The organism is Tomitella biformata AHU 1821 (assembly GCF_000524475.1).
Classification (GTDB): domain Bacteria; phylum Actinomycetota; class Actinomycetes; order Mycobacteriales; family Mycobacteriaceae; genus Tomitella; species Tomitella biformata.
In genome coordinates this window covers 60,326-79,552 of the sequence record NZ_BAVQ01000043.1, presented here as the reverse complement: position 1 = coordinate 79,552, position 19,227 = coordinate 60,326, and the positions used below count along the sequence as shown (strand labels likewise).

The following is a 19,227-nucleotide window of genomic DNA, read 5'->3' as shown; positions in this document are numbered from 1 at the left end:
CGGAATGAGGCTAACATTTCGGGCGATCGGTCCCAGGCTCGTCAGAACGCGCGCCGGATGGCCGGTCGGGGAGGGCGATTGTGCCTTACGCACCGTGCTCGGTATGGTCACTCACCAGCAGGTACGACCTGAAATACTACGATGTGTAGGGCCAGCTCGTGAGAACCGGCTATGAGGGTTTAGTATCAACCACAGCGCAAGCCGTTTTGACGTTCCCCCGGCTGGATAACCGGGGTAGGGAACGCATAGTCAGGAGGAGCAGTTGACCGCCGTAGCGCCTAAACCAGTTCTTGCTCGGCCTAATCCGCCGGGTCAGGGGCTCAAGGGCTCCTTCATTTATAAGATGGTGACCACCACCGATCACAAGCTGATCGGCATCTTGTACATGGTGACCTCATTCGGCTTCTTCCTCGTCGGCGGGCTCATGGCCCTGCTGATGCGCGGGGAGCTGGCTCGGCCGGAGCAGCAGTTCCTGTCGAACGAGCAGTTCAACCAGCTGTTCACCATGCACGGCACCATCATGCTGCTGCTCTACGCGACGCCGATCGTGTTCGGCTTCGCGAACTACATTCTTCCGCTGCAGATCGGCGCGCCCGATGTGGCGTTCCCGCGTCTGAACGCGATGGCCTACTGGATGTACCTGTTCGGCGGCCTCATCGTCCTGGGCGGCTTCATCACGCCCGGCGGTGCCGCGGACTTCGGCTGGTTCGCCTATACCCCGCTCTCCGATGCGATGAACTCGCCAGGGGCAGGCGCAGACCTCTGGATCATGGGCTTGGCCCTGGCCGGCGTCGGCACCATCCTTGGTGGCGTCAACATGATCACCACCGTGGTCTGCCTGCGCGCCCCCGGTATGACGATGTTCCGCATGCCGATCTTCACCTGGAACATCCTCGTGACGAGTGTGCTCGTCCTGCTGATCTTCCCCCTGCTCGCCGCGGCGCTGCTGGGCCTGATCGTGGACCGACACTTCGACGCGAACCTCTATAACCCGGCCAACGGTGGCGTGATCTTGTATCAGCACCTGTTCTGGTTCTTCGGGCACCCAGAGGTCTACGTCGTGGCACTGCCGTTCTTCGGCATCGTCTCCGAGGTCTTCCCCGTGTTCTCCCGCAAGCCGCTGTTCGGCTACGTGGGCTTGATCTACGCGACGCTGACCATTGGTGGCCTGTCGATGGCAGTGTGGGCGCACCACATGTTCGCCACCGGCTCCGTGCTGCTGCCGTTCTTCTCGCTGCTGAGCTTCATGATCGCCATCCCGACAGGCATCAAGTTCTTCAACTGGATCGGCACCATGTGGAAGGGCCAGATAACGTACGAGACGCCGATGCTGTTCTCGGTCGGCTTCCTCATCACGTTCCTGTTTGGTGGCCTGACCGGCGTCATCCTGGCCAGCCCGCCCCTCGACTTCCACGTGACGGACACGTACTTCGTCGTCGCCCACTTCCACTACGTGCTCTTCGGCACCATCGTGTTCGCCACCTATGCGGGCATCTACTTCTGGTTCCCGAAGATGACGGGCCGGATGATGGACGAGAAGCTCGGCAAGTGGCACTTCTGGTTGACGTTTGTGGGCTTCCACGGCACGTTCCTGATCCAGCACTTCCTCGGCAACGCGGGCATGCCCCGTCGCTACGTGGACTACCTGGACACGGACGGCTTCACCACTCTAAACACGATCTCGACGATCTTCGCGTTCGTCCTCGGCGCCTCCACGTTGCCGTTCCTGTGGAACGTGTTCAAGAGCTACCGCTACGGCGAGGTCGTCACGGTCGACGACCCGTGGGGCTACGGCAACTCCTTGGAGTGGGCCACCAGCTGCCCGCCGCCGCGCCACAACTTCACGGAACTGCCCCGGATTCGTTCGGAGCGTCCCGCGTTCGAGCTGCACTACCCGCACATGGTCGAACGAATGCGCACGGAAGCGCACGTCGGCCAGGGGCACGGCACCAAGTCCAACGAGCTGCACGAGGCGGACCGGCTGCCGCCGCCCGTGTTCCCGGAGCCCGACACAAAGTCCGACTAGCAGTCCAGCTCCTGAGACCGATTTGTGATTTGCCTGCAACGGCCCTGCCCGATCGTCTGGGCAGGGCCGTTGCAGTTGTAATGAGCCCGCGAGCATCAACCCCGCAGAACGAGGAGTACCGCACGGTGGACACGACCGAGTCGACTTTGCTTGTGACCATCACCGGCCCCGATAAGCCAGGGGTGTCGTCGGCGGTGTTCACCGCGCTGTCCCAGCACGAGGTGAGCCTCCTCGACGTCGAGCAGGTGGTCATCCGCGGCCAGCTGATCCTCGGCGTGCTGGTCACCAAGCCATCCGACCCGGAGCCGCTGCGCATGGCCCTCGAGGCGGCGTCGGCGGCGGTCGGCATGTCCGCCACCATCTCCATCGGCGAGGACCAAGCGAAGGCGCCCGCCGTGTCCACCCACGCCGTCGTGATCCTTGGCCGGCCCGTCACCGCGCGGGCCTTCACCGCCATCGCCGGCGCCATCGCCGCCTGCGGGGCGAATATCGACTCCATTCGCGGCGTCGCCGACTACCCGGTGACGGGCCTCGAGCTGCAGGTCAGCGCGCGCAACGTCAGCGTCCGCGAGGACGCCCAGCTGCGGGCCGCACTCGCCCACGTCGCCGCGGGGGAGGACGTGGATGTCGCTGTCGACCGCGGCGGCCTGGCCCGACGCTCCAAGCGCGTCATCGTCTTCGACGTGGACTCCACGCTGATCCAGGGCGAGGTCATCGAGATGCTGGCCGCCCACGCCGGCAAGGAGGACGAGGTCCGGGAGATCACGGAGGCCGCGATGCGCGGCGAGATCGACTTCGCCGAGTCCCTCCACCAGCGGGTCGCGGTCCTCGAGGGGCTGCCCGCGTCCATCGTGGCGGAGGTCGGCGCGTCGATCGAGCTGACCCCCGGCGCCCGCACCACCGTCCGCACCCTCAAGCGCATCGGCTACCGCTGCGGCGTCGTCTCCGGCGGCTTCACCCAGGTGATCGCGGGGCTCGCGGAGGAGCTAGATCTGGACTTCGTCCAAGCCAACACCCTCGAGATCGTCGACGGCGTCCTCACCGGCAAGGTCGTCGGCACCATTGTCGACCGGGCACAGAAGGCCGTCGCGCTGCGGCAGTTCGCCGGCGAGGCCGGCGTGACTATGGAGCAGACCGTGGCGGTCGGCGACGGCGCGAACGACATCGACATGCTCGCCGCCGCCGGTCTCGGCATCGCGTTCAACGCCAAGCCGGCCCTGCGCGCCGTCGCGGACACCGCGCTGAACTACCCGTTCCTGGACGCCGTGCTGTTTATCCTGGGCGTCACGCGCGACGAGGTCGAGGCCGCGGACGCGGTCGACGGCCTGGTTCGCCGCGTCCCGATTGTCGACTGATGGGCATCTTCGACTGGCTGCGACGAAGCGAGCCCCAGGACTCCGTGAACGAGTTCGCCGCCCGGCACAAGTGGCTGGCCGGCGGGTATGGGAATAGCGAAGACCCAGCGGATCCTTCTCAGGTCCTCGCGATGCAGCTGGTGCTGCACATCGAGAAGAAGGACCCGCCGCGGCGCAGCGACGTCCTCGCTGCCGCGGCTTCGTCCGCCGTCGCGCTGTGCCTGGACGAGCGCTGCGGCCCGGGTGGGGGGTGGGAGCAGGAGTTCAAGGCGTGGTCGGGCGCCCGGATCCGCAAGGTGTCCCGCCGCGCCCGCGGCATAGCGTGGGACGCCGCGCAGGAGCTGCCCGGCGTGACCATCCAGAGTGACGGCGCCGAGGCCCGTGCCTACGTGCCCGGCAAGGTGGGGGAGCTGGAGCAGCGGCTGCGGAAGCTGCAGATCAACGGTACCGACCTCGTCGACGACGAGCCGGGCGAGCCCGATGCGGCCTATCCCGTGCTGTGGCTGCAGGCCGAGCTCGGCATGACTGTCGGCAAGGCCGCCGCACAGGTGGGCCACGCGTCGATGTTGCTGGCCGGCGCGATGAAGGTCGATCAGGTCCAGGCCTGGGCGGAGTCCGGGTTCCGGTGTTCCGTGCGCGACGCGGGTGCCGAGCAGTGGGCGGGGCTGGCGAAACTGGTCCGTGCTGGCAAGGCGATCGCCGTGCGGGACGCCGGGTTCACCGAGGTGGCCGCCGGCTCGATGACCGTGATCGCGGTGCCCGGCAAGTAGCGAGTTCTCCCAGTGGCGGGCGGGGCCCGGCAACTTACGCGCATCCCTGCAGATCTGACCGCGCGGATATCTGCGTAGCTGCGCGTAACCGCAGGGGCTGCAGAGCGGCTACTCCGCCAACCGCTCCAACGCCCCGCGTACCACCTGGGGGTCGGTGGTGTCCCAGAACGGCGGCAGCGAGGCACGCAGGTAGGAGCCGTAGCGGGCGGTGGCGAGGCGGGCGTCGAGGATGGCGATCACGCCGCGGTCATCCGTGGCGCGCAGCAGCCGGCCCACGCCCTGGGCGAGGAGGAGGGCCGCATGGTTGGCGGCCACGGCCATGAACCCATTGCCGCCGCGGGACTCCACCGCGCGCTGGCGGGCGCTGAGCAGCGGGTCGTCCGGGCGGGGGAACGGGATGCGGTCGATGATCACCAGCGACAGTGACGGCCCGGGCACGTCCACGCCCTGCCACAGGGACAGGGTGCCGAACAACGAGGTCGCGGGGTCGTCGGCGAAGCGCTGCACCAACTGTCCGGTGGCGTCGTCGCCCTGGCAGAGCACGGGGGTATCGAGACGCTCGCGCATTGCCTCTGCGGCGGCCTTGGCACCGCGCATCGAGGAGAACAGGGCGAGAGTGCGCCCGCCGGCGGCTTTGACGAGCGCCTCGATCTCGTCGAGGAACTCCGGCGCCTGGCCCTCACGGCCGGGCGCGGGCAGGTGCTTGGCAACGTAGAGGATGCCGGCCTTGCCGTGATCGAAGGGCGAGCCGACGTCGAGAGAGCTCCAACGCAGTGGCCCGTCCACCTCCTTGCCGGTGGCCAGCGCCGGGTCGGGGGAGCGCTCGGGGGCCGGGCTGGTGGCTCCGGGGCCCTGGGGCGGCAGACCCCACGCCCCGGCGAGGCCGTCGAAGGAGCCGCCGACTGTCAGGGTGGCGGAGGTGAGGATGGTGGTGACCTCGCCGAACAGGCGGGTGCGCAGCAGCCCGGCCACGGACAGCGGGGCGACATGGATGAGCCGGCCGCGCCGGTCGTCCTCCGCGAGCCAGACCACGTCGTGGCGCTTTGCGGGGTCGGGGTCCTCGAAGGCGGAGAGCACGCGCACACAGGTGTCGTGCAGCTCCTCTAGGAGGTTCAGTGCCGCGTTGCGGGAGGCGGCAGCCTCGGGGTCTGCGGCGGTCATGCCCGGTTTGACGGGGCCGATGGCGGTGCGGGCGGCCCACAGCGCGTCGCGGAGGCCGGCGAGGGACGGCGGGACGGCGTCGGGCAGGCGTTCCCAGCGGCCCACGGGCATCTCGGCGAGGACACCGGCCCAGTCCTCGGCGGCCTCGGCCAGCCGGTCGACCTCACGTTCGTCGATCAGTTTGGCGCTGCGCTTGCTGGCCGCGGAGATGCCGGCGCTGGACAGCTCTGCGGTCGCGACGCCGGTGACGCGGTCGACCAGCTCGTGGGCCTCGTCGATCACCACCACGTCATGCTCGGGGAGGATCTGGATGCCGGTGATCGCGTCGATGGCGAGCAGGGCGTGGTTGGTGACCACGACGTCGACCTGGGCGGCTGCAATCTTCGCCTTCTCCGCGAAGCAGTCCTGGCCGGAGGGGCAGTGGACCGCGCCGAGGCACTCGCGGGCGCTGACGCTGGCCTGCCGCCAGACCTGGGCGCTGACGCCGGGCACGAGGTCGTCGCGGTCGCCGGTGTCGGTCTTGTCGGACCACTCGCGCAGGCGCTTGATCTCGCGGCCCATCCGGGAGACCTCGAACGGGTTGAACAGCTCCGCCTCCGTGTCCTCCTCGGCGGCGCCGGAGTGGATCTTGTGCAGGCACAGGTAGTTGGCGCGGCCCTTGAGGATTGCGAACTCGGGGCGGCGGGGCAACAGGGGCGCGAGGGCGTCGGCCAGGCGCGGCAGGTCCCGCTCCACGAGTTGGCGCTGCAGGGCGATCGTGGCGGTGGAGATGACGACGGTGCGGCCGGTGTCCATCGCGTGCAGGATGCTCGGCACCAGATAGGCGAGCGACTTGCCGGTGCCGGTGCCCGCTTGGACGGCGAGGTGCTCGCCGGTGTCGATCGCGTGGGCCACGGCCGAGGCCATGGTGACCTGCCCGGTGCGCTCGGACCCGCCGAGAGCCTGCACCGCGGCGGCGAGGAGGCCGGGGACGGTGCGGGCGGCGGGTGTTTCGGGAGCGGGCATCACACTAGGTTACTGCCCAAGATTACTAGGCTCCGCCGACACTGCCGACCAGCGTCACACCCGCCGCGGCGAGCTCGGCCAGCGCACGCTCGGTGGTCGCCGCCGCCACACTCGCAGTCTCGCCGAGCAGCACCCGCGCGCGCAGGCCATGCCCGACGGCGTCCAACGCCGTCGCGCGGACGCAGTGGTCGGTCGCGATGCCCACCACGTCGACGTCGGTGACCCCGCGCTCGGCGAGCCGCTGGGCTAGGGGCACACCGGCAGTGTTCACGCCGTCGAAGCCGGAGTAGCCATCGCTGTACTGGCCCTTGTAGAAGGCCTCGTCGATGACGGTGGCGTCCAGCTCGGGGTGGTAGTCCGCGCCGGGGGTGTCCGCGCGGCAATGCACCGGCCAGGTGGTCACGTAGTTCGGCTCGGCGGCGAAGTGCGCGCCCGGGTCGATGTGGTGATCGCGGGTGGCCAGCACTGCGGCGTAGTCGCCGCGCGCGACCGCCAGGCGGGTGGTGATGGCCCGGGCCACGGCCGCGCCGCCGGCAACGGCCAGGGCACCGCCCTCGCAGAAGTCGTTCTGCACGTCCACGATGATCAGCGCACTCGGCATGATGGGCTCCCTCTCACAAGGCGGACTAGACGAACCGGGTGGGCACCGCGGGCTCGCCGCGGGTCAGGCTCAGCCCCTCCCAGGGCAGGCACCCCAGGGACTCGGCCGCCAATCGGCGTGCCCCGTCCAATCCTGCCAGCCCGGACACGGTCTCGCCGCCGCGCACCAGTGGGTACACCAGTTGGCGAGCGGTCAGGCCATGGGGGATCGCGGGCTCGCCCGCCTCCTCCAGGTAGATGATCTCCTCGACGAAGGTTCCGGTGGGCCGGGCCGTGCGCACCGCCCGCTTGATGCCGCCGCGGGAGGTCTTGTGGCTGCTGCGCTTGGCGACGGGGATGCCATCGACCTCCACCAGCTTGTAGACCATGCCCGCGGTGGGCGCGCCTGAGCCGGTGACCAGGGAGGTGCCGACGCCATACGCGTCGACGGGCTCGGCGCGCAGCGCGGCGATCGCGTACTCGTCGAGGTCCCCAGAGACGACGATCTTGGTCTTGGGCGCGCCCAGCGAGTCGAGCTGCGCGCGCACCTGGCGGGCCATCACGCCGAGGTCGCCGGAGTCGATGCGGACCGCGCCCAGCTCCGGCCCGGCCACGGCGATGGCGTTGCGGACGCCCTCGGCGATGTCGTAGGTGTCCACCAGCAGGGTGGTGCCGACGCCCAGCGCGTCGACCTGCGCGCGGAAGGCCGCCATCTCGTCGGGCCCGTCGGGCGTGGTGTGCAGCAGGGTGAAGGAGTGCGCGCTGGTCCCGGTGCCGGGCACTCCGTGGCGGCGGACGGCCTCCAGGTTGGAGGTGGCGTCGAACCCGGCGAGGTAGGCGGCCCGCGACGCGGCGACGGCGGCCTCCTCGTGCGTGCGTCGCGAGCCCATCTCGATCATGGTGCGCCCGGCCTTGACACTGGCCATGCGGGCGGCGGCGGACGCGATCGCGCTGTCGTGGTTGAGGATCGACAGGATCAGCGTCTCGAGCACCACGCACTCGGCGAAGGTGCCGCGCACCGACAGGATCGGCGAGCCGGGGAAGTACAGGTCGCCCTCGAGGTAGCCGTCGATGTCGCCGCGGAAGCGGAAGTCGGCCAGCCAGTCGAGGGTGGGGGCGTCGAGGAAGTCGGCGACGGTCGAGAGCTCCTCGTCGCCGAAGCGGAACGCGCGGACCGCGTCGAGCACCCGCCCGGTGCCGGCGACCAGCCCGTAGCGGCGCCCGTCCGGCAGGCGGCGGGCGAAGGCCTCGAACCCGCAGTGGCGGTCGGCGGACCCGCTGGCCAGCGCGGCGCGCAGCATCGTCAGCTCATACATGTCGGTCATCAGCGCAGTGCTCATTGATCGGCTCACAACTACACACCGTAAGCGTTGCACCCGAGGGAGGTTCGGGATCTGGAAGGAATTACTTTCCGGAGGGTCGTAGTCTTGGGCTATGGCTGCACCTATGCCGAGCGCCCCCGTCGCGGTCCCCCAGGTCGATGAGAAGCTCGACGAGCTCGAGTCGATCGACAAACCCTGGGTCACCATCGTCTGGGATGATCCGGTCAATCTCATGCACTATGTCGCGTTCGTGTTCCAGAAGCTGTTCGGCTACAGCAAGGCGAAGGCGAACGAGCTGATGCTGCGAGTCCACAACGAGGGCCAGGCGGTTGTCAGCTCTGGCTCGCGGGACAAGATGGAGAGCGACGTCAAACGCCTCCACGCCGCGGGCCTCTGGGCCACTATGCAGCGCGGCGAATAATCCACCCACCGCTATAGAAGGAGCCGGGATACACAGTGCGCCCCTGGACTAGGAAACACTCGCTGGGCGGGGTCAAGTTCCGCTCCGAGCTCGACGTCCATGAGGCGGCGGTGCTGCGCTCCCTCGTCGCATCCGTGTTGGCGATGCTCGACGCCCGCGACGCCGACGCGCCGCAGGATGACTTAGCGGCGCTGACCGGGCTGCGCTCGGGCAACAACCAGGCGCCCACGGACCCGATCCTCAAGCGGCTCCTGCCGGACTTCCACCGGCCGGACAAGGACCCCGACTCCAGCAGCGCCCGCTCAGACGAGAACGTCGACATCAACGGCGCGTTGCGCGGGCTCCACGAGCTCGACATTATCGACGCCAAGCGCCAGGTCGCCAAGGAGCTGCTGCGCACGCTGCCCCCCGAGGGCGGGCGCGTGACGCTGTCCATCGAGGAGGCGGACTGCTGGCTGACGGCGGTCAACGACGTGCGGCTGGCCCTGGGCTCGGCGTTGAAGATCGACGTGGACACCCCTGACGAGCTGCCGGAGGGCGATCCCCGCGCGGCCGACATGGACGTCTACCACTGGCTCACCTGGTTGCAGGACAGCCTGGTGCAGGTGATGATGCGGTGAGCGGGCCCCGATCTAGACCGGAGCCCGGGCCGCGCAACGCGATCACCGATGTGCCGGGGATCCTCGTCGGCCACCATCATCGGCGCGACGCGGACGCGACCCTGGGCTCGGGCGAGACGGCGGGCAGCGGCTGGGCGACCGGCTGCACCGTCGTGCGCGCGCCGGGCGGGGCGACGGCCGCGGTGGACGTGCGCGGCGGCGGCCCCGGCACCCGGGAGACTGACCTCCTCGACCCCTCGCACACCGTGCAGAAGGCCGACGCGATCCTGCTCGCCGGCGGCAGCGCCTACGGACTGGCGGCCGCCGATGGCGTGATGCGCTGGCTCGAGGAGAACGGCGAGGGCATCCCCATGGGCGGCCCCGGCATGGTGGTGCCCATCGTGCCCGGCGCGGTGATCTTCGACCTGCCGGTCGGCGGCTGGACCCAGCGGCCCGACGCCGAGTTCGGCTACCGCGCCGCGGCAGCCGCCGGCCAGGACTTCGCAGTGGGCTCCGTGGGCGCGGGCGTCGGCGCGCGGGCGGGCGCGCTCAAGGGCGGCGTCGGCACCGCGAGCCTCGTGATCGAGTCCGGCCCGGCCGCGGGCCACACGATCGGCGCGGTGGTCGTCGCGAACCCCGTCGGCTCCGTGCTCGACCCGCGCACCGGACTTCCGTGGGGCTTGGGGCTGCCAGACGAGTTCGACCTGCCCACCCCCACCCTGGACGAGATCGCCGCACTCGCGGACCTCGCGGCGAAGGGCACCGTCCTCAACACCACGATCGGCGTCATCGCCACCGACGCGAGCCTGAGCCGCGCCGCCTGCCGCCGCCTGGCGGTCGCCGCGCACGACGGCCTCGCCCGCGCCATCCGGCCCGCGCACTCGCCCCTGGACGGGGACACGATCTTCGCGCTCGCCACGGGCACCGGCAGCGTTGCCCGGCCCGACGGCGTGCCCGGGGCCCTGCCCGCCGAACTGCCCCTGCTGGCGGCGCTGTGCGGCCCGGCCGCCGACTGCTTCGAGCGCGCCATCGTGCACGCGGTGCTCGCGGCGACCACGGTGGCGGGGATCCCGGCCTACCGAGACATGATTACCAACAGACGGGGAGCGGACAGTTGACGGTTGATCCGATCGGCACGGGCGGGACCAAGGCAGAGGACCGGGCGCACTGGCAGGTGTGCGGCATCATCATCCTCGGGTTCGTCGCGGCGCTGTATGTGCTGGAGTTGATCGACACCATCGCCAGCAACCGGCTCGACGGCCTCGGCATCGAGCCGCGCTCGCTCGACGGGCTGTGGGGCGTGGCGTTCTCGCCGCTGCTGCACTTCGGTTGGTCCCACCTGCTGGCGAACACCATCCCACTGCTGGTCCTGGGCTATGTGCTGCTGCTCTCGGGGGTTCGCCGGGCGGTGTTGGCGACGGCCATCGTGTGGCTCGTCGGCGGCGTCGGCGTGTGGCTGATCGCGCCGGCGGGCTCTATCACCCTCGGCGCGTCGGGCCTGGTCTTCGGCTGGTTGGCCTACCTGCTGCTGCGCGGGCTATTCACCCGGCAGTGGCTGGACATCCTGGTCGGCGTCGTGATGCTGGTGCTCTACGGCTCGCTGCTGTGGGGCCTGTTCCCCGGACAAGAGGGCGTCTCGTGGCAGGGGCATCTGTTCGGCGCGATCGGCGGGGTGCTCGCCGCCTGGCTGCTGGGGCGCGGGGACCGGGTCCAGAGGTCTGCGGCGGCCGCGGCGCCTGGCCTCTAGTGCATGATCGGGGAGTGCCTGTACCGATCTCCGAGCTGGACCCCGACGGCCCCATCGGCATCTTCGACTCCGGCGTGGGCGGGTTGACCGTCGCGCGCGCCGTGATCGACCAGCTGCCAGACGAGAACATCCTCTACGTGGGCGACACCGCGAACGGGCCCTACGGCCCACTCACCATCCCGGAGGTGCGCCGGCATGCCCTCGCGGTCGCCGACGACCTGGTGGACCGCGGTGTCAAGGCCCTCGTCATCGCCTGCAACACCGCGTCGGCCGCGTGCCTGCGCGATGCCCGCGAGCGTTACCCGGTGCCTGTCGTGGAGGTGGTGCTGCCGGCTGTGCGCCGCGCCGTCGCGACCACCCGCTCGGGCCGCATCGGTGTGATCGGCACCGCGGCCACCATCTCCTCCCGCGCCTACGAGGACAGCTTCATCGCCGCGCGCGACGCGGTCATCACCTCCGTCGCCTGTCCCCGCTTCGTGGACTTCGTCGAGCGTGGCATCACCAGCGGCAGGCAGGTGCTAGGCCTCGCCGAGGGCTACCTCGCGCCGCTGCAGGAGGCGCAGGTGGACACGCTGGTCCTCGGCTGCACGCACTACCCGCTGCTGTCGGGGGTCATCCAGCTCGCGATGGGGGACTCGGTCACGCTCGTCTCCAGCGCGGAGGAGACGGCGAAGGACGTGCTGCGCGTGCTGACCGAGCTCGACGCGCTGCGCCCGCATGGCGGCAGCGAGCCGGTCCGGCGCTTCATGGCCACCGGGGACCCCGAACAGTTCTCGCGACTTGCCGGGCGCTTTCTCGGTCCCGCGCTCACATCGGTGTCACATGTGTAACCTCAAACACACTAAAGTGGCATTGTGATCTGAAGTGTCATTTGCCGAAAGGTTTCACCGTGTGGCAGGAGGGCATGGGACGATGGCCGCCGTGCGATTGACAGTTTTGGGGTGCTCCGGCAGCGTCACCGGGCCGGACTCACCGGCGTCCGGCTACCTTTTGCGATCCGAAGGCTCTCCGCCAGTGGTGATCGACTTCGGCGGCGGCGTGCTTGGCGCGCTGCAGCGGCATGTGGATCCGAGATCCGCGGTGGTGCTGCTCTCGCACCTGCACGCGGACCACTGCCTGGATGTGCCCGGCCTGCTCGTCTGGCGCCGCTACGCGCCGGGGCCGGTGGGGGAGCGGGGGCTGATGTACGGACCCGTCGGCACCGCCCACCGAATCGGCGCGGCCTCCGCGGAGACCCCCGGCAACATCGACGACATCTCCGACACCATCGACCTGCGCACCTGGGTCGAGGCCACGCCGGTGCAGATCGGCGACCTCACCGTCACTCCGATGGGGGTGTGCCACCCGCCGGAGTCCTTCGGCCTGCGCGTGACCGCCCCGGACGGCGCGATCCTGGTCTACAGCGGCGACACCGCGATCTGCGAGGACATCGTTGAGTTGGCTCAAGGGGCCGACGTGTTTCTCTGCGAGGCGTCCTGGGAGCACGATCCCGAGAACAACCCGCCCGGGCTGCACCTGTCGGGCCGCGAGGCAGGCGAGATCGCGGAGCGCGCGGGGGTCAAGCGACTGCTGCTCACCCACATCCCGCCGTGGACCAGCCGTGAGGCGGTGCTCGCCGAGGCGCGCGCCGCGTTCTCCGGCCCCGTGCACGCCGTCTCCGCGGATGAGTCCTTCGACATCGTGCCGAGCCATGTCGGAGAGAACGTGGCGACCCGCAGCTAGCCCCGGACGCTTCGGCTCGCCCAACGTGAAGAAGATCCGGCGTTCCGCGAGAGCGGTGCGGAATATCTTCACGTTCGAGCGAGCGGGGCCGACATCCGCGCGGGAGAATCGACAATCGGTGGCTGCGCTCCTAGGCTTTGGCTCGTGACCACACGTGTAGATGGCAGAGCTGACAACGAACTTCGCAACATCAAGATCACCCGCGGCTTCACCGAGAACCCGGCCGGCTCCGTGCTGGTCGAGTTCGGCAACACCCGCGTGATGTGCACCGCCAGCGTCGAGGAGGGCGTGCCCCGCTGGCGTCGCGGCTCCGGCAAGGGCTGGCTCACCGCCGAGTACGCGATGCTCCCCGCGGCCACCCACACCCGCAACTCCCGCGAGTCCGTGCGCGGCAAGGTCGGCGGGCGCACCCAGGAGATCAGCCGTCTCGTCGGCCGTGCGCTGCGCGCCTGCATCGACCTGTCCGCGATCGGGGAGAACACCATCGCCCTGGACTGCGACGTGCTGCAGGCCGACGGCGGCACCCGCACCGCCGCGATCACCGGCGCGTATGTGGCCCTGTGCGACGCCATCACCTACCTGGAGGCCGCCGGCCGCCTGACCGACCCGCAGCCGCTCTCCTGCATGATCGCCGCGGTCAGCGTCGGCGTGGTCGACGGCAAGGTGCGCCTGGACCTGCCCTACGAGGAGGACTCCCGCGCGGAGGTGGACATGAACGTCGTCACCACCGACACCGGCACCCTCGTGGAGGTGCAGGGCACGGGCGAGGGCGCCACGTTCGCGCGCTCGACGCTCAACACCATGCTCGACATCGCGCAGGAGGGCTGCGAGGAGCTGTTCAAGCTCCAGCACGAGGCCTTGGCACTGCCGTACCCGGGCGTGCTGCCGGAGCCGAAGAAGGCCGCCAAGAAGAAGGGCTTCGGCAGCTGATGCGGCGCCTTCTCGTGGCCAGCCGCAACGCCAAGAAGCTCGCCGAGCTGCGCCGCGTGGTCGAGGCCGCCGGAATCGTGGGCCTGGAGGTCGTGGGCCTCGACGAGGTGCCGTCGTTCCCGGAGACTCCCGAGACCGGGGCGATGTTCGAGGAGAACGCTCTGGTCAAGGCGTATGACGGGGCCATGGCGACGGGCCTGCCCTGCATCGCCGACGACTCCGGTCTTGCCGTCGACGCGTTGTCCGGCATGCCCGGGGTCCTCTCCGCCCGGTGGAGCGGGGGCCACGGCGATGACGCGGCCAACACCGCGCTGCTGCTAGGCCAGCTGGCCGACGTGCCCGATGAGCGCCGCGGGGCCGCCTTCGTGTCCGTGTGCGCCCTTGTGGTGCCCACTCGCGAGCTGTTGGCGGACGAGGACGGGCCACAGGTCAACGAGACTGTGGTGCGCGGGGAGTGGCGGGGCTCGATCGCCCGCGAGCCCCGCGGGGCCAACGGATTCGGCTACGACCCGGTCTTCCTCCCCGAGGGCACCGATCGCACCGCCGCCGAGCTGACCGCGGTCGAGAAGGACGCGAGCTCGCATCGGGCACGGGCGCTGGAGCAGCTGGTGCCGATGCTGCGAACGCTCGCCGAGAGCTAGCCGGAGTTCGCCGCGGTTGTCGTTACCGCAAAGTCGCCGCGGTTACGCAGCCGCACCGCGATTGCAAGCGCGGGGAACCTGCGTAACTGCGGCGAACGTGAAATAGACGGGCTGTCAGGCCAGGCCGAACTGCGCCTTGACCTGCTTGGTGCGGATGTGCTCGAAGACGAACGAGAGGAACGGCACGGTCCCGGCCAGCGCGGTCCAGATGGTGGTGCTGGCCTTCCATCGGGCCTTGATGGCCAGGTCGATAGTGAACGCCAGGTAGAGCATGTAGAACAGCCCGTGCACCTGGGCGACGTAGAAGAACCAGCCGGGGGCGTCGGCCTTGTCCGCCAGGATGAAGTACTTGAAGATCATCTCGCCGGTGAGGAACAGCAGCCACAGGCCGGTGATCCAGGCCAGGACCCGGAACCGGGCGAGCGCGCCAGGGATCTTAGCCGCGGTGGCCTGGCTGGCGGACTGCTTCTTGGCGCTGGTCTTCTTCGCGCTGATGGCGTCGGTCATCGACGTTGCCCTTCCGTGTCGCGCTCTCTGAGTTGCGCGAGGTAGTCGTTGTATTCGCTAAGAGACCGGCCGGCGCGGTCCGCTTCTCCGGGCACGTCCGCGGCGGCTGACCGCGAGGCCGCGGCCGCTGACGCGCGCTTCGGCAGCAGGTACTCGGGGATCTCGGTCATCTCGGACTTGTCCCGGACCCAGACCTTCTTCTTGGGCTTCGAGGGGCTCACGGCGAGATCGTCTGCGTCCGCGTCGTCCTCATCGCTGGAGTCCTGCTCCGCGTCGACGTCGGCCTCGAGGCGGATAAAGCGGCGGTAGGCGTAGATGAAGAAGGCGGCGAACGCCGGCCACTGGAACGCGTAGCCGAGGTTCTGGGCCGTGCCGGTCGCGGACTCGAACCGCGAGAGCTGCCAGTAGCCGAGCAGCAGGCACGTCGCCGCGGCGGCGACCACAAAAATGATCAGGCCGATTCGATGCTGCTGCTGAGTTTTTGCCACGAGTCAAAGGTACCTGACCTGCGCGGTGGACCCGCCCGAGCCTGCAGTAAGCTAGCTCACGCACGCGCGAGTGGCGGAATTGGCAGACGCGCTGGCCTTAGGAGCCAGTGTCTTCGGACGTGGGGGTTCAAGTCCCCCCTCGCGCACCACAGCACGACAGCAGGCCCGGCTCTCGGACATCGAGAGCCGGGCCTGCCGTCGTTTCGCACGAGGTTTTCACGGCTGCTCCCCGGGTCTGTGATGGATCCGGCCAGGTGTCGGCGACTGTGATCGGGCACACTTACGTGAAGGCGGTGGCCCATGTGGGCGGGCGCTGCCGCCGTCCTCGAATCGCACGACAACCAGGAGTGAGAACATGGCGAGCACAGCAGCGCACACAGAGTTTCGGGTTATGCGTGACGTCCTGCTCGCGAATCACGGGGACTACGACGGCGCTGTCGACGCGTTCTCCTGGCCGCAGTTCGACGGCAACTTCAATTGGGCGGTCGACTGGTTCGACCAGATCGCCCGCGGCAACCCCGAGACCGCGCTGTGGATCGTCGAGGAGGACGGCCGGGAGGTCAAATACAGCTTCGATGAGATGGCCGGGCGGTCGGATCAGGTCGCACGGTGGCTGGAGAGCGTGGGCGTCGGGCGCGGGGACGCCGTGATGCTGATGCTCGACAACCAGGTGGAGCTGTGGGAGTCCATGTTGGCGCTGATGAAGATCGGGGCCGTGGTGATGCCCACGACCACCGCGATCGACCCCGACGGCCTCCGGGATCGGGTGTCCCGCGGCAATGCGCGTGCGGTCATTGTCAACGCGGAGGACGCGGCTAAATTCGCGGATGTCGGCGGCGGCTATGTGCGAGTCGCGGTCAACGGCGCGAGCGAGGGTTGGCTGGACTACGGGGCGGCGTATGACGTGCCCGACGCGGCGCCCTTCGAGTCGCGGACGAAACCTGGCGACCCGCTGCTGTACTACTTCACCTCGGGGACCACGAGCCAGCCGAAGCTGGTGGAGCACACACAGGTGTCCTATCCGGTGGGCCACCTGTCGACGATGTTCTTCCTCGGTCTACGCCCCGGCGACGTGCATCTGAACATCAGCTCTCCGGGCTGGGCGAAGCACGCGTGGAGCTGTTTCTTCGCACCGTGGATCGCCGAGGCGACGATCTTCATCTACAACTACTCGCGCTTCGACGCCGCCGCGCTGATGCGGGAGATCCGCCGGGCGGAGGTGACGACGTTCTGCGCCCCGCCGACCGTGTGGCGCATGCTCATCCAGGCCGATCTGGCAGGCGGCGCGGGCAAGCTGCGCGAGGCCATCGGCGCCGGCGAGCCGCTGAACCCCGAGGTGATCGAGCACGTCCAGCGGGAGTGGGGCCTGACGATCCGGGACGGTTTCGGGCAGACGGAGACCACCGCGTTGGTGGGCAACACCCCCGGCGCGGAGCTCAAGTCCGGCTCCATGGGCCGGCCCCTGCCCGGCGTGCCCGTGGTGATCGTGGATCCGGCGACCGGGGAGCTGGCCGACGAGGGCGAGATCTGCCTGGACCTGGCCCAGTCCCCATTCAACCTGATGACCGGCTACGTCCACGACGAGAGCAAGACGGCCGACGTCATGGCGGGCGGCTACTACCACACGGGCGACGTCGCGAGCCGGGACGGCGATGGCTACATCACCTATATCGGCCGGACGGATGATGTGTTCAAGGCGTCCGATTACAAGATCTCCCCGTTCGAGCTGGAAAGCGTCTTGTTGCAGCATCCCGCCGTGGCAGAGGCTGCGGTGGTGCCGGCCCCGGACGAGACGAGGCTGGCGGTGCCGAAGGCCTACATTGTGGTCGCGGCGGGTTGGGCGCAGAACGAGCAGACCGCGTTCGAGATTCTGAAGCACGCGCGCGATAACCTCGCGCCGTACCTGCGAGTGCGGCGGATCGAGTTCTTCGACCTGCCGAAGACGATCTCCGGCAAGATCCGACGGGTGGAGCTGCGCGGCCGCGAGAACAGCGCCGAGGGCCGCATCGCGACCGAGTACCGGGACGACCAGTTCCCGGAGCTGCGGGCGGCCGCGACGAGCTGACCAGGCTGGACCTGGCCGCGGCTTAGGGTGGGGCTGGGCGGCCCCACGGCCACCCGTCACCGTCATGCCGACCAGGGAGAACGTCACATGGGAACGATTCGCACAGGCCTGCAGCTGCGCTCGCTCGTCACGGCGCAGGGGGAGCTAGAGCTGTCCCTCGCGGACGTCGAGGTTTCGGGTCCCGGTCCCGACGAGGTGGTGGTGCGCGTCGAGGCCGCGCCGCTGAACCCGTCGGACCTGGGACTGCTCCTCGGCCCCGCGGACCTGTCCACCGCGCGAGTGTCCGGCACGGCCGAGCGGCCCGTGCTCACCGCCACGATCCCGGCTGCGGCGCGGGGTGCGCTGGCGGCCCGGGTGGGCGTGCCGATGCCGGTGGGCAACGAGGGCGCCGGCGTGGTCGTGGAGGCCGGCACGTCCGATGCGGCGCAGGCGCTGTTGGGTAAGACCGTCGCGCTGCTCGGCGGCGGGATGTACTCGCAGCTCCGGTGCGTGCCGGCGGCGATGTGTCTGGAGCTGGCCGCTGGCACAACGCCCCAGGAGGGCGCGTCGGCTCTGGTCAACCCGATGACCGCGCTGGGGATGGTCGAGACGATGCGGCGAGAGGGGCATTCCGCGCTGGTGCACACGGCCGCGGCGTCGAATCTGGGCCAGATGCTGAACCGGGTCTGCCGCAAGGACGGCGTCGGCCTGGTCAACGTGGTGCGCAGGCCGGAGCAAGAGGTGCTGCTGCGGGAGCAGGGCGCGGTGCACGTCGTGAACTCCACGTCGGAGACGTTCCGCCAAGACCTCGACGAGGCGGTCGCGGCGACAGGGGCGACGATCGCGTTCGACGCGACCGGCGGTGGGACCTTGGCTGGGGACATTCTCAGCGCCATGGAGCGGGCACTGAGCGCGGGCGCGGACGCGTACAGCACGTATGGGTCCGCGACTCACAAGCAGGTGTACCTGTACGGCGGGCTGGACAGGTCGCCGACGGTGCTCCACCGCGACTTCGGCATGGCCTGGGGGATCGGAGGCTGGCTGTTGATGCCGTTCCTGGGCAAGATCGGGGCCGACGCGGCGGGCGTGCTGCAGCGGCGGATTGCGGCGGAGCTGACGACGACGTTCGTGAGTGGCCATGCCCGTGAGGTGTCGTTGGCCGAGCTGCTGGACCCCGCGGTGGCCGCCGTCTACAACAAGCGCGCCACCGGCGAGAAGTTCCTGGTCAATCCGCAGCGGGCCTAGCGCTGCGGGCGGCGAGGAAGTCGTCGACAATCTGATGGCGCTGCGCTTGCGTGATGGCCGGCAGCACGGCCAGCCGCGCGAACACGATCGGCCCCGCCAGTTGGGCGATGGCGAGGTTGTTGTCGAAATCGCCCAACTCGGCCCGCACTGCGGGGTCGTTGAACAGCGCGTCCGCGGGCTCGCGGTACTGGTTGATCACGCGCGTGCGTAGGGAATGTGTCGCGTCGGCGGGTCCTGGCTCCCCGGGCCGGGTGGAGCCGAGAGCCAGCCAGCCGAGCGTGGTCAGCTGCAGGGGCGCGTCCTCCACCGAGGCGGCCATGTGGTCGATGAGCTGGATGAACCGCTCGCGCACGGTGCCTTCGGTGAGCGGCCCGTCGATCTTCGGCACCAGCCGTTCGAACGCCGCCGTGATCAGCTGGGTGTTATCCGGGAAATGCCGGTAGAGCGTGGTCCGGGCGACTTTGGAGGCCCGGGTGACAGCCTCGATGGTCACGGCCTCGACGCCGCCCGCGGACAGCAGCGAGGCCGCCGCGTCCAGCAGCCTCGAACGGGAGCGGACACGTCGCGGGTCGATCTCAGGCGAGTTCATCGAGTTCATCGAGTTCCATTCTGCACGATGGGCTAGACAGGGTGGCGCTTGTGCTACAAACTGTAGCGAAACGCTA

19 protein-coding genes and 1 tRNA gene are annotated in these 19,227 nt (G+C 69.5%); 14 read left to right on the top strand and 6 right to left on the bottom strand.

The features are described from left to right. Positions 1–262 precede the first annotated feature (262 nt). From ctaD to TBIF_RS14125, 3 genes are all read left to right on the top strand, one after another. The gene (gene ctaD / locus TBIF_RS14135) at positions 263–2,026 is read left to right on the top strand and encodes an aa3-type cytochrome oxidase subunit I (RefSeq protein ID WP_024795438.1); all 1,764 of its coding nucleotides are present in this window, start codon (positions 263–265) and stop codon (positions 2,024–2,026) included. A gap of 80 nt (positions 2,027–2,106) precedes the next feature. Further along, entirely contained in the window at positions 2,107–3,381 is a 1,275-nt protein-coding gene (gene serB, locus TBIF_RS14130; protein ID WP_051461551.1) for a phosphoserine phosphatase SerB, read from the top strand. After that, entirely contained in the window at positions 3,381–4,151 is a 771-nt protein-coding gene (locus tag TBIF_RS14125; RefSeq protein WP_024795436.1) for an aminoacyl-tRNA hydrolase, read from the top strand. Before serB ends, TBIF_RS14125 begins: the two co-directional genes overlap by 1 nt. A 108-nt stretch (positions 4,152–4,259) precedes the next feature. Here the strand turns inward: TBIF_RS14125 and TBIF_RS14120 are convergent, their stop codons facing one another. From TBIF_RS14120 to TBIF_RS14110, 3 genes are read right to left on the bottom strand one after another with little or no spacing between them, the layout of a single operon-like run. Next, entirely contained in the window at positions 4,260–6,317 is a 2,058-nt protein-coding gene (locus tag TBIF_RS14120) for an ATP-dependent DNA helicase (protein ID WP_024795435.1), read from the bottom strand. Between the two features lie 25 nt (positions 6,318–6,342). After that, positions 6,343–6,918, bottom strand: coding sequence for an isochorismatase family protein (locus tag TBIF_RS14115; protein WP_024795434.1), 576 nt, complete (start codon positions 6,916–6,918; stop codon positions 6,343–6,345). 25 nt (positions 6,919–6,943) lie between these two features. Continuing rightward, a complete protein-coding gene (locus tag TBIF_RS14110; RefSeq protein ID WP_024795433.1) occupies positions 6,944–8,236 on the bottom strand; it encodes a nicotinate phosphoribosyltransferase in 1,293 nt (430 codons plus the stop codon). Positions 8,237–8,342: 106 nt separating this feature from the next. Between TBIF_RS14110 and clpS the strand changes: the two genes are divergently transcribed. From clpS to TBIF_RS14070, 8 genes are all read left to right on the top strand, one after another. After that, entirely contained in the window at positions 8,343–8,639 is a 297-nt protein-coding gene (gene clpS, locus TBIF_RS14105) for an ATP-dependent Clp protease adapter ClpS (protein WP_024795432.1), read from the top strand. Positions 8,640–8,674: 35 nt separating this feature from the next. Beyond that, positions 8,675–9,259 carry an oxidative stress transcriptional regulator AosR gene (gene aosR / locus TBIF_RS14100; RefSeq protein WP_024795431.1) on the top strand — a complete coding sequence of 195 codons (585 nt, stop codon included), beginning with the start codon at positions 8,675–8,677 and terminating at the stop codon, positions 9,257–9,259. After that, positions 9,256–10,356, top strand: coding sequence for a P1 family peptidase (locus TBIF_RS14095; RefSeq protein WP_024795430.1), 1,101 nt, complete (start codon positions 9,256–9,258; stop codon positions 10,354–10,356). The genes aosR and TBIF_RS14095 overlap by 4 nt, the downstream gene beginning before the upstream one ends. Further along, positions 10,353–10,985: a rhomboid family intramembrane serine protease gene (locus TBIF_RS14090; protein ID WP_024795429.1), complete on the top strand. Its 633-nt coding sequence runs from the start codon at positions 10,353–10,355 to the stop codon at positions 10,983–10,985. The genes TBIF_RS14095 and TBIF_RS14090 overlap by 4 nt, the downstream gene beginning before the upstream one ends. 14 nt (positions 10,986–10,999) lie before the next feature. Continuing rightward, complete coding sequence (gene murI, locus TBIF_RS14085; RefSeq protein WP_024795428.1) at positions 11,000–11,815, top strand: glutamate racemase; 816 nt, start codon at positions 11,000–11,002, stop codon at positions 11,813–11,815. 91 nt (positions 11,816–11,906) lie between these two features. Beyond that, positions 11,907–12,707, top strand: coding sequence for a cyclic nucleotide-degrading phosphodiesterase (locus tag TBIF_RS14080; protein WP_024795427.1), 801 nt, complete (start codon positions 11,907–11,909; stop codon positions 12,705–12,707). 144 nt (positions 12,708–12,851) lie between these two features. Then, on the top strand, positions 12,852–13,637 hold the full coding sequence (gene rph, locus TBIF_RS14075; protein WP_024795426.1) for a ribonuclease PH: 786 nt from the start codon (positions 12,852–12,854) through the stop codon (positions 13,635–13,637). After that, entirely contained in the window at positions 13,637–14,278 is a 642-nt protein-coding gene (locus TBIF_RS14070; RefSeq protein ID WP_024795425.1) for a non-canonical purine NTP pyrophosphatase, read from the top strand. Before rph ends, TBIF_RS14070 begins: the two co-directional genes overlap by 1 nt. A gap of 114 nt (positions 14,279–14,392) precedes the next feature. Here TBIF_RS14070 and TBIF_RS14065 read toward each other — a convergent pair whose 3' ends face one another. Next, positions 14,393–14,785 carry a DUF3817 domain-containing protein gene (locus TBIF_RS14065; RefSeq protein WP_024795424.1) on the bottom strand — a complete coding sequence of 131 codons (393 nt, stop codon included), beginning with the start codon at positions 14,783–14,785 and terminating at the stop codon, positions 14,393–14,395. Then, the gene (locus tag TBIF_RS14060; RefSeq protein ID WP_024795423.1) at positions 14,782–15,273 is read right to left on the bottom strand and encodes a hypothetical protein; all 492 of its coding nucleotides are present in this window, start codon (positions 15,271–15,273) and stop codon (positions 14,782–14,784) included. Before TBIF_RS14060 ends, TBIF_RS14065 begins: the two co-directional genes overlap by 4 nt. A gap of 64 nt (positions 15,274–15,337) precedes the next feature. Between TBIF_RS14060 and TBIF_RS14055 the strand changes: the two genes are divergently transcribed. The 3 genes from TBIF_RS14055 (at position 15,338) to TBIF_RS14045 (ending at position 18,562) form a co-directional block, all read left to right on the top strand. Further along, positions 15,338–15,422 (top strand) — tRNA-Leu (locus tag TBIF_RS14055). Positions 15,423–15,628: 206 nt separating this feature from the next. Further along, entirely contained in the window at positions 15,629–17,338 is a 1,710-nt protein-coding gene (locus TBIF_RS14050; RefSeq protein WP_024795422.1) for an AMP-binding protein, read from the top strand. 87 nt (positions 17,339–17,425) lie between these two features. Next, positions 17,426–18,562 (top strand): zinc-binding dehydrogenase, encoded by a 1,137-nt coding sequence (locus tag TBIF_RS14045; RefSeq protein ID WP_200182716.1) that lies wholly within the window; start codon positions 17,426–17,428, stop codon positions 18,560–18,562. On the opposite strand, the gene TBIF_RS14040 is transcribed toward TBIF_RS14045, so the two are convergent. After that, a complete protein-coding gene (locus tag TBIF_RS14040; RefSeq protein WP_024795420.1) occupies positions 18,543–19,160 on the bottom strand; it encodes a TetR/AcrR family transcriptional regulator in 618 nt (205 codons plus the stop codon). The genes TBIF_RS14045 and TBIF_RS14040 overlap by 20 nt on opposite strands. Between the last annotated feature and the right edge of the window lie 67 nt (positions 19,161–19,227).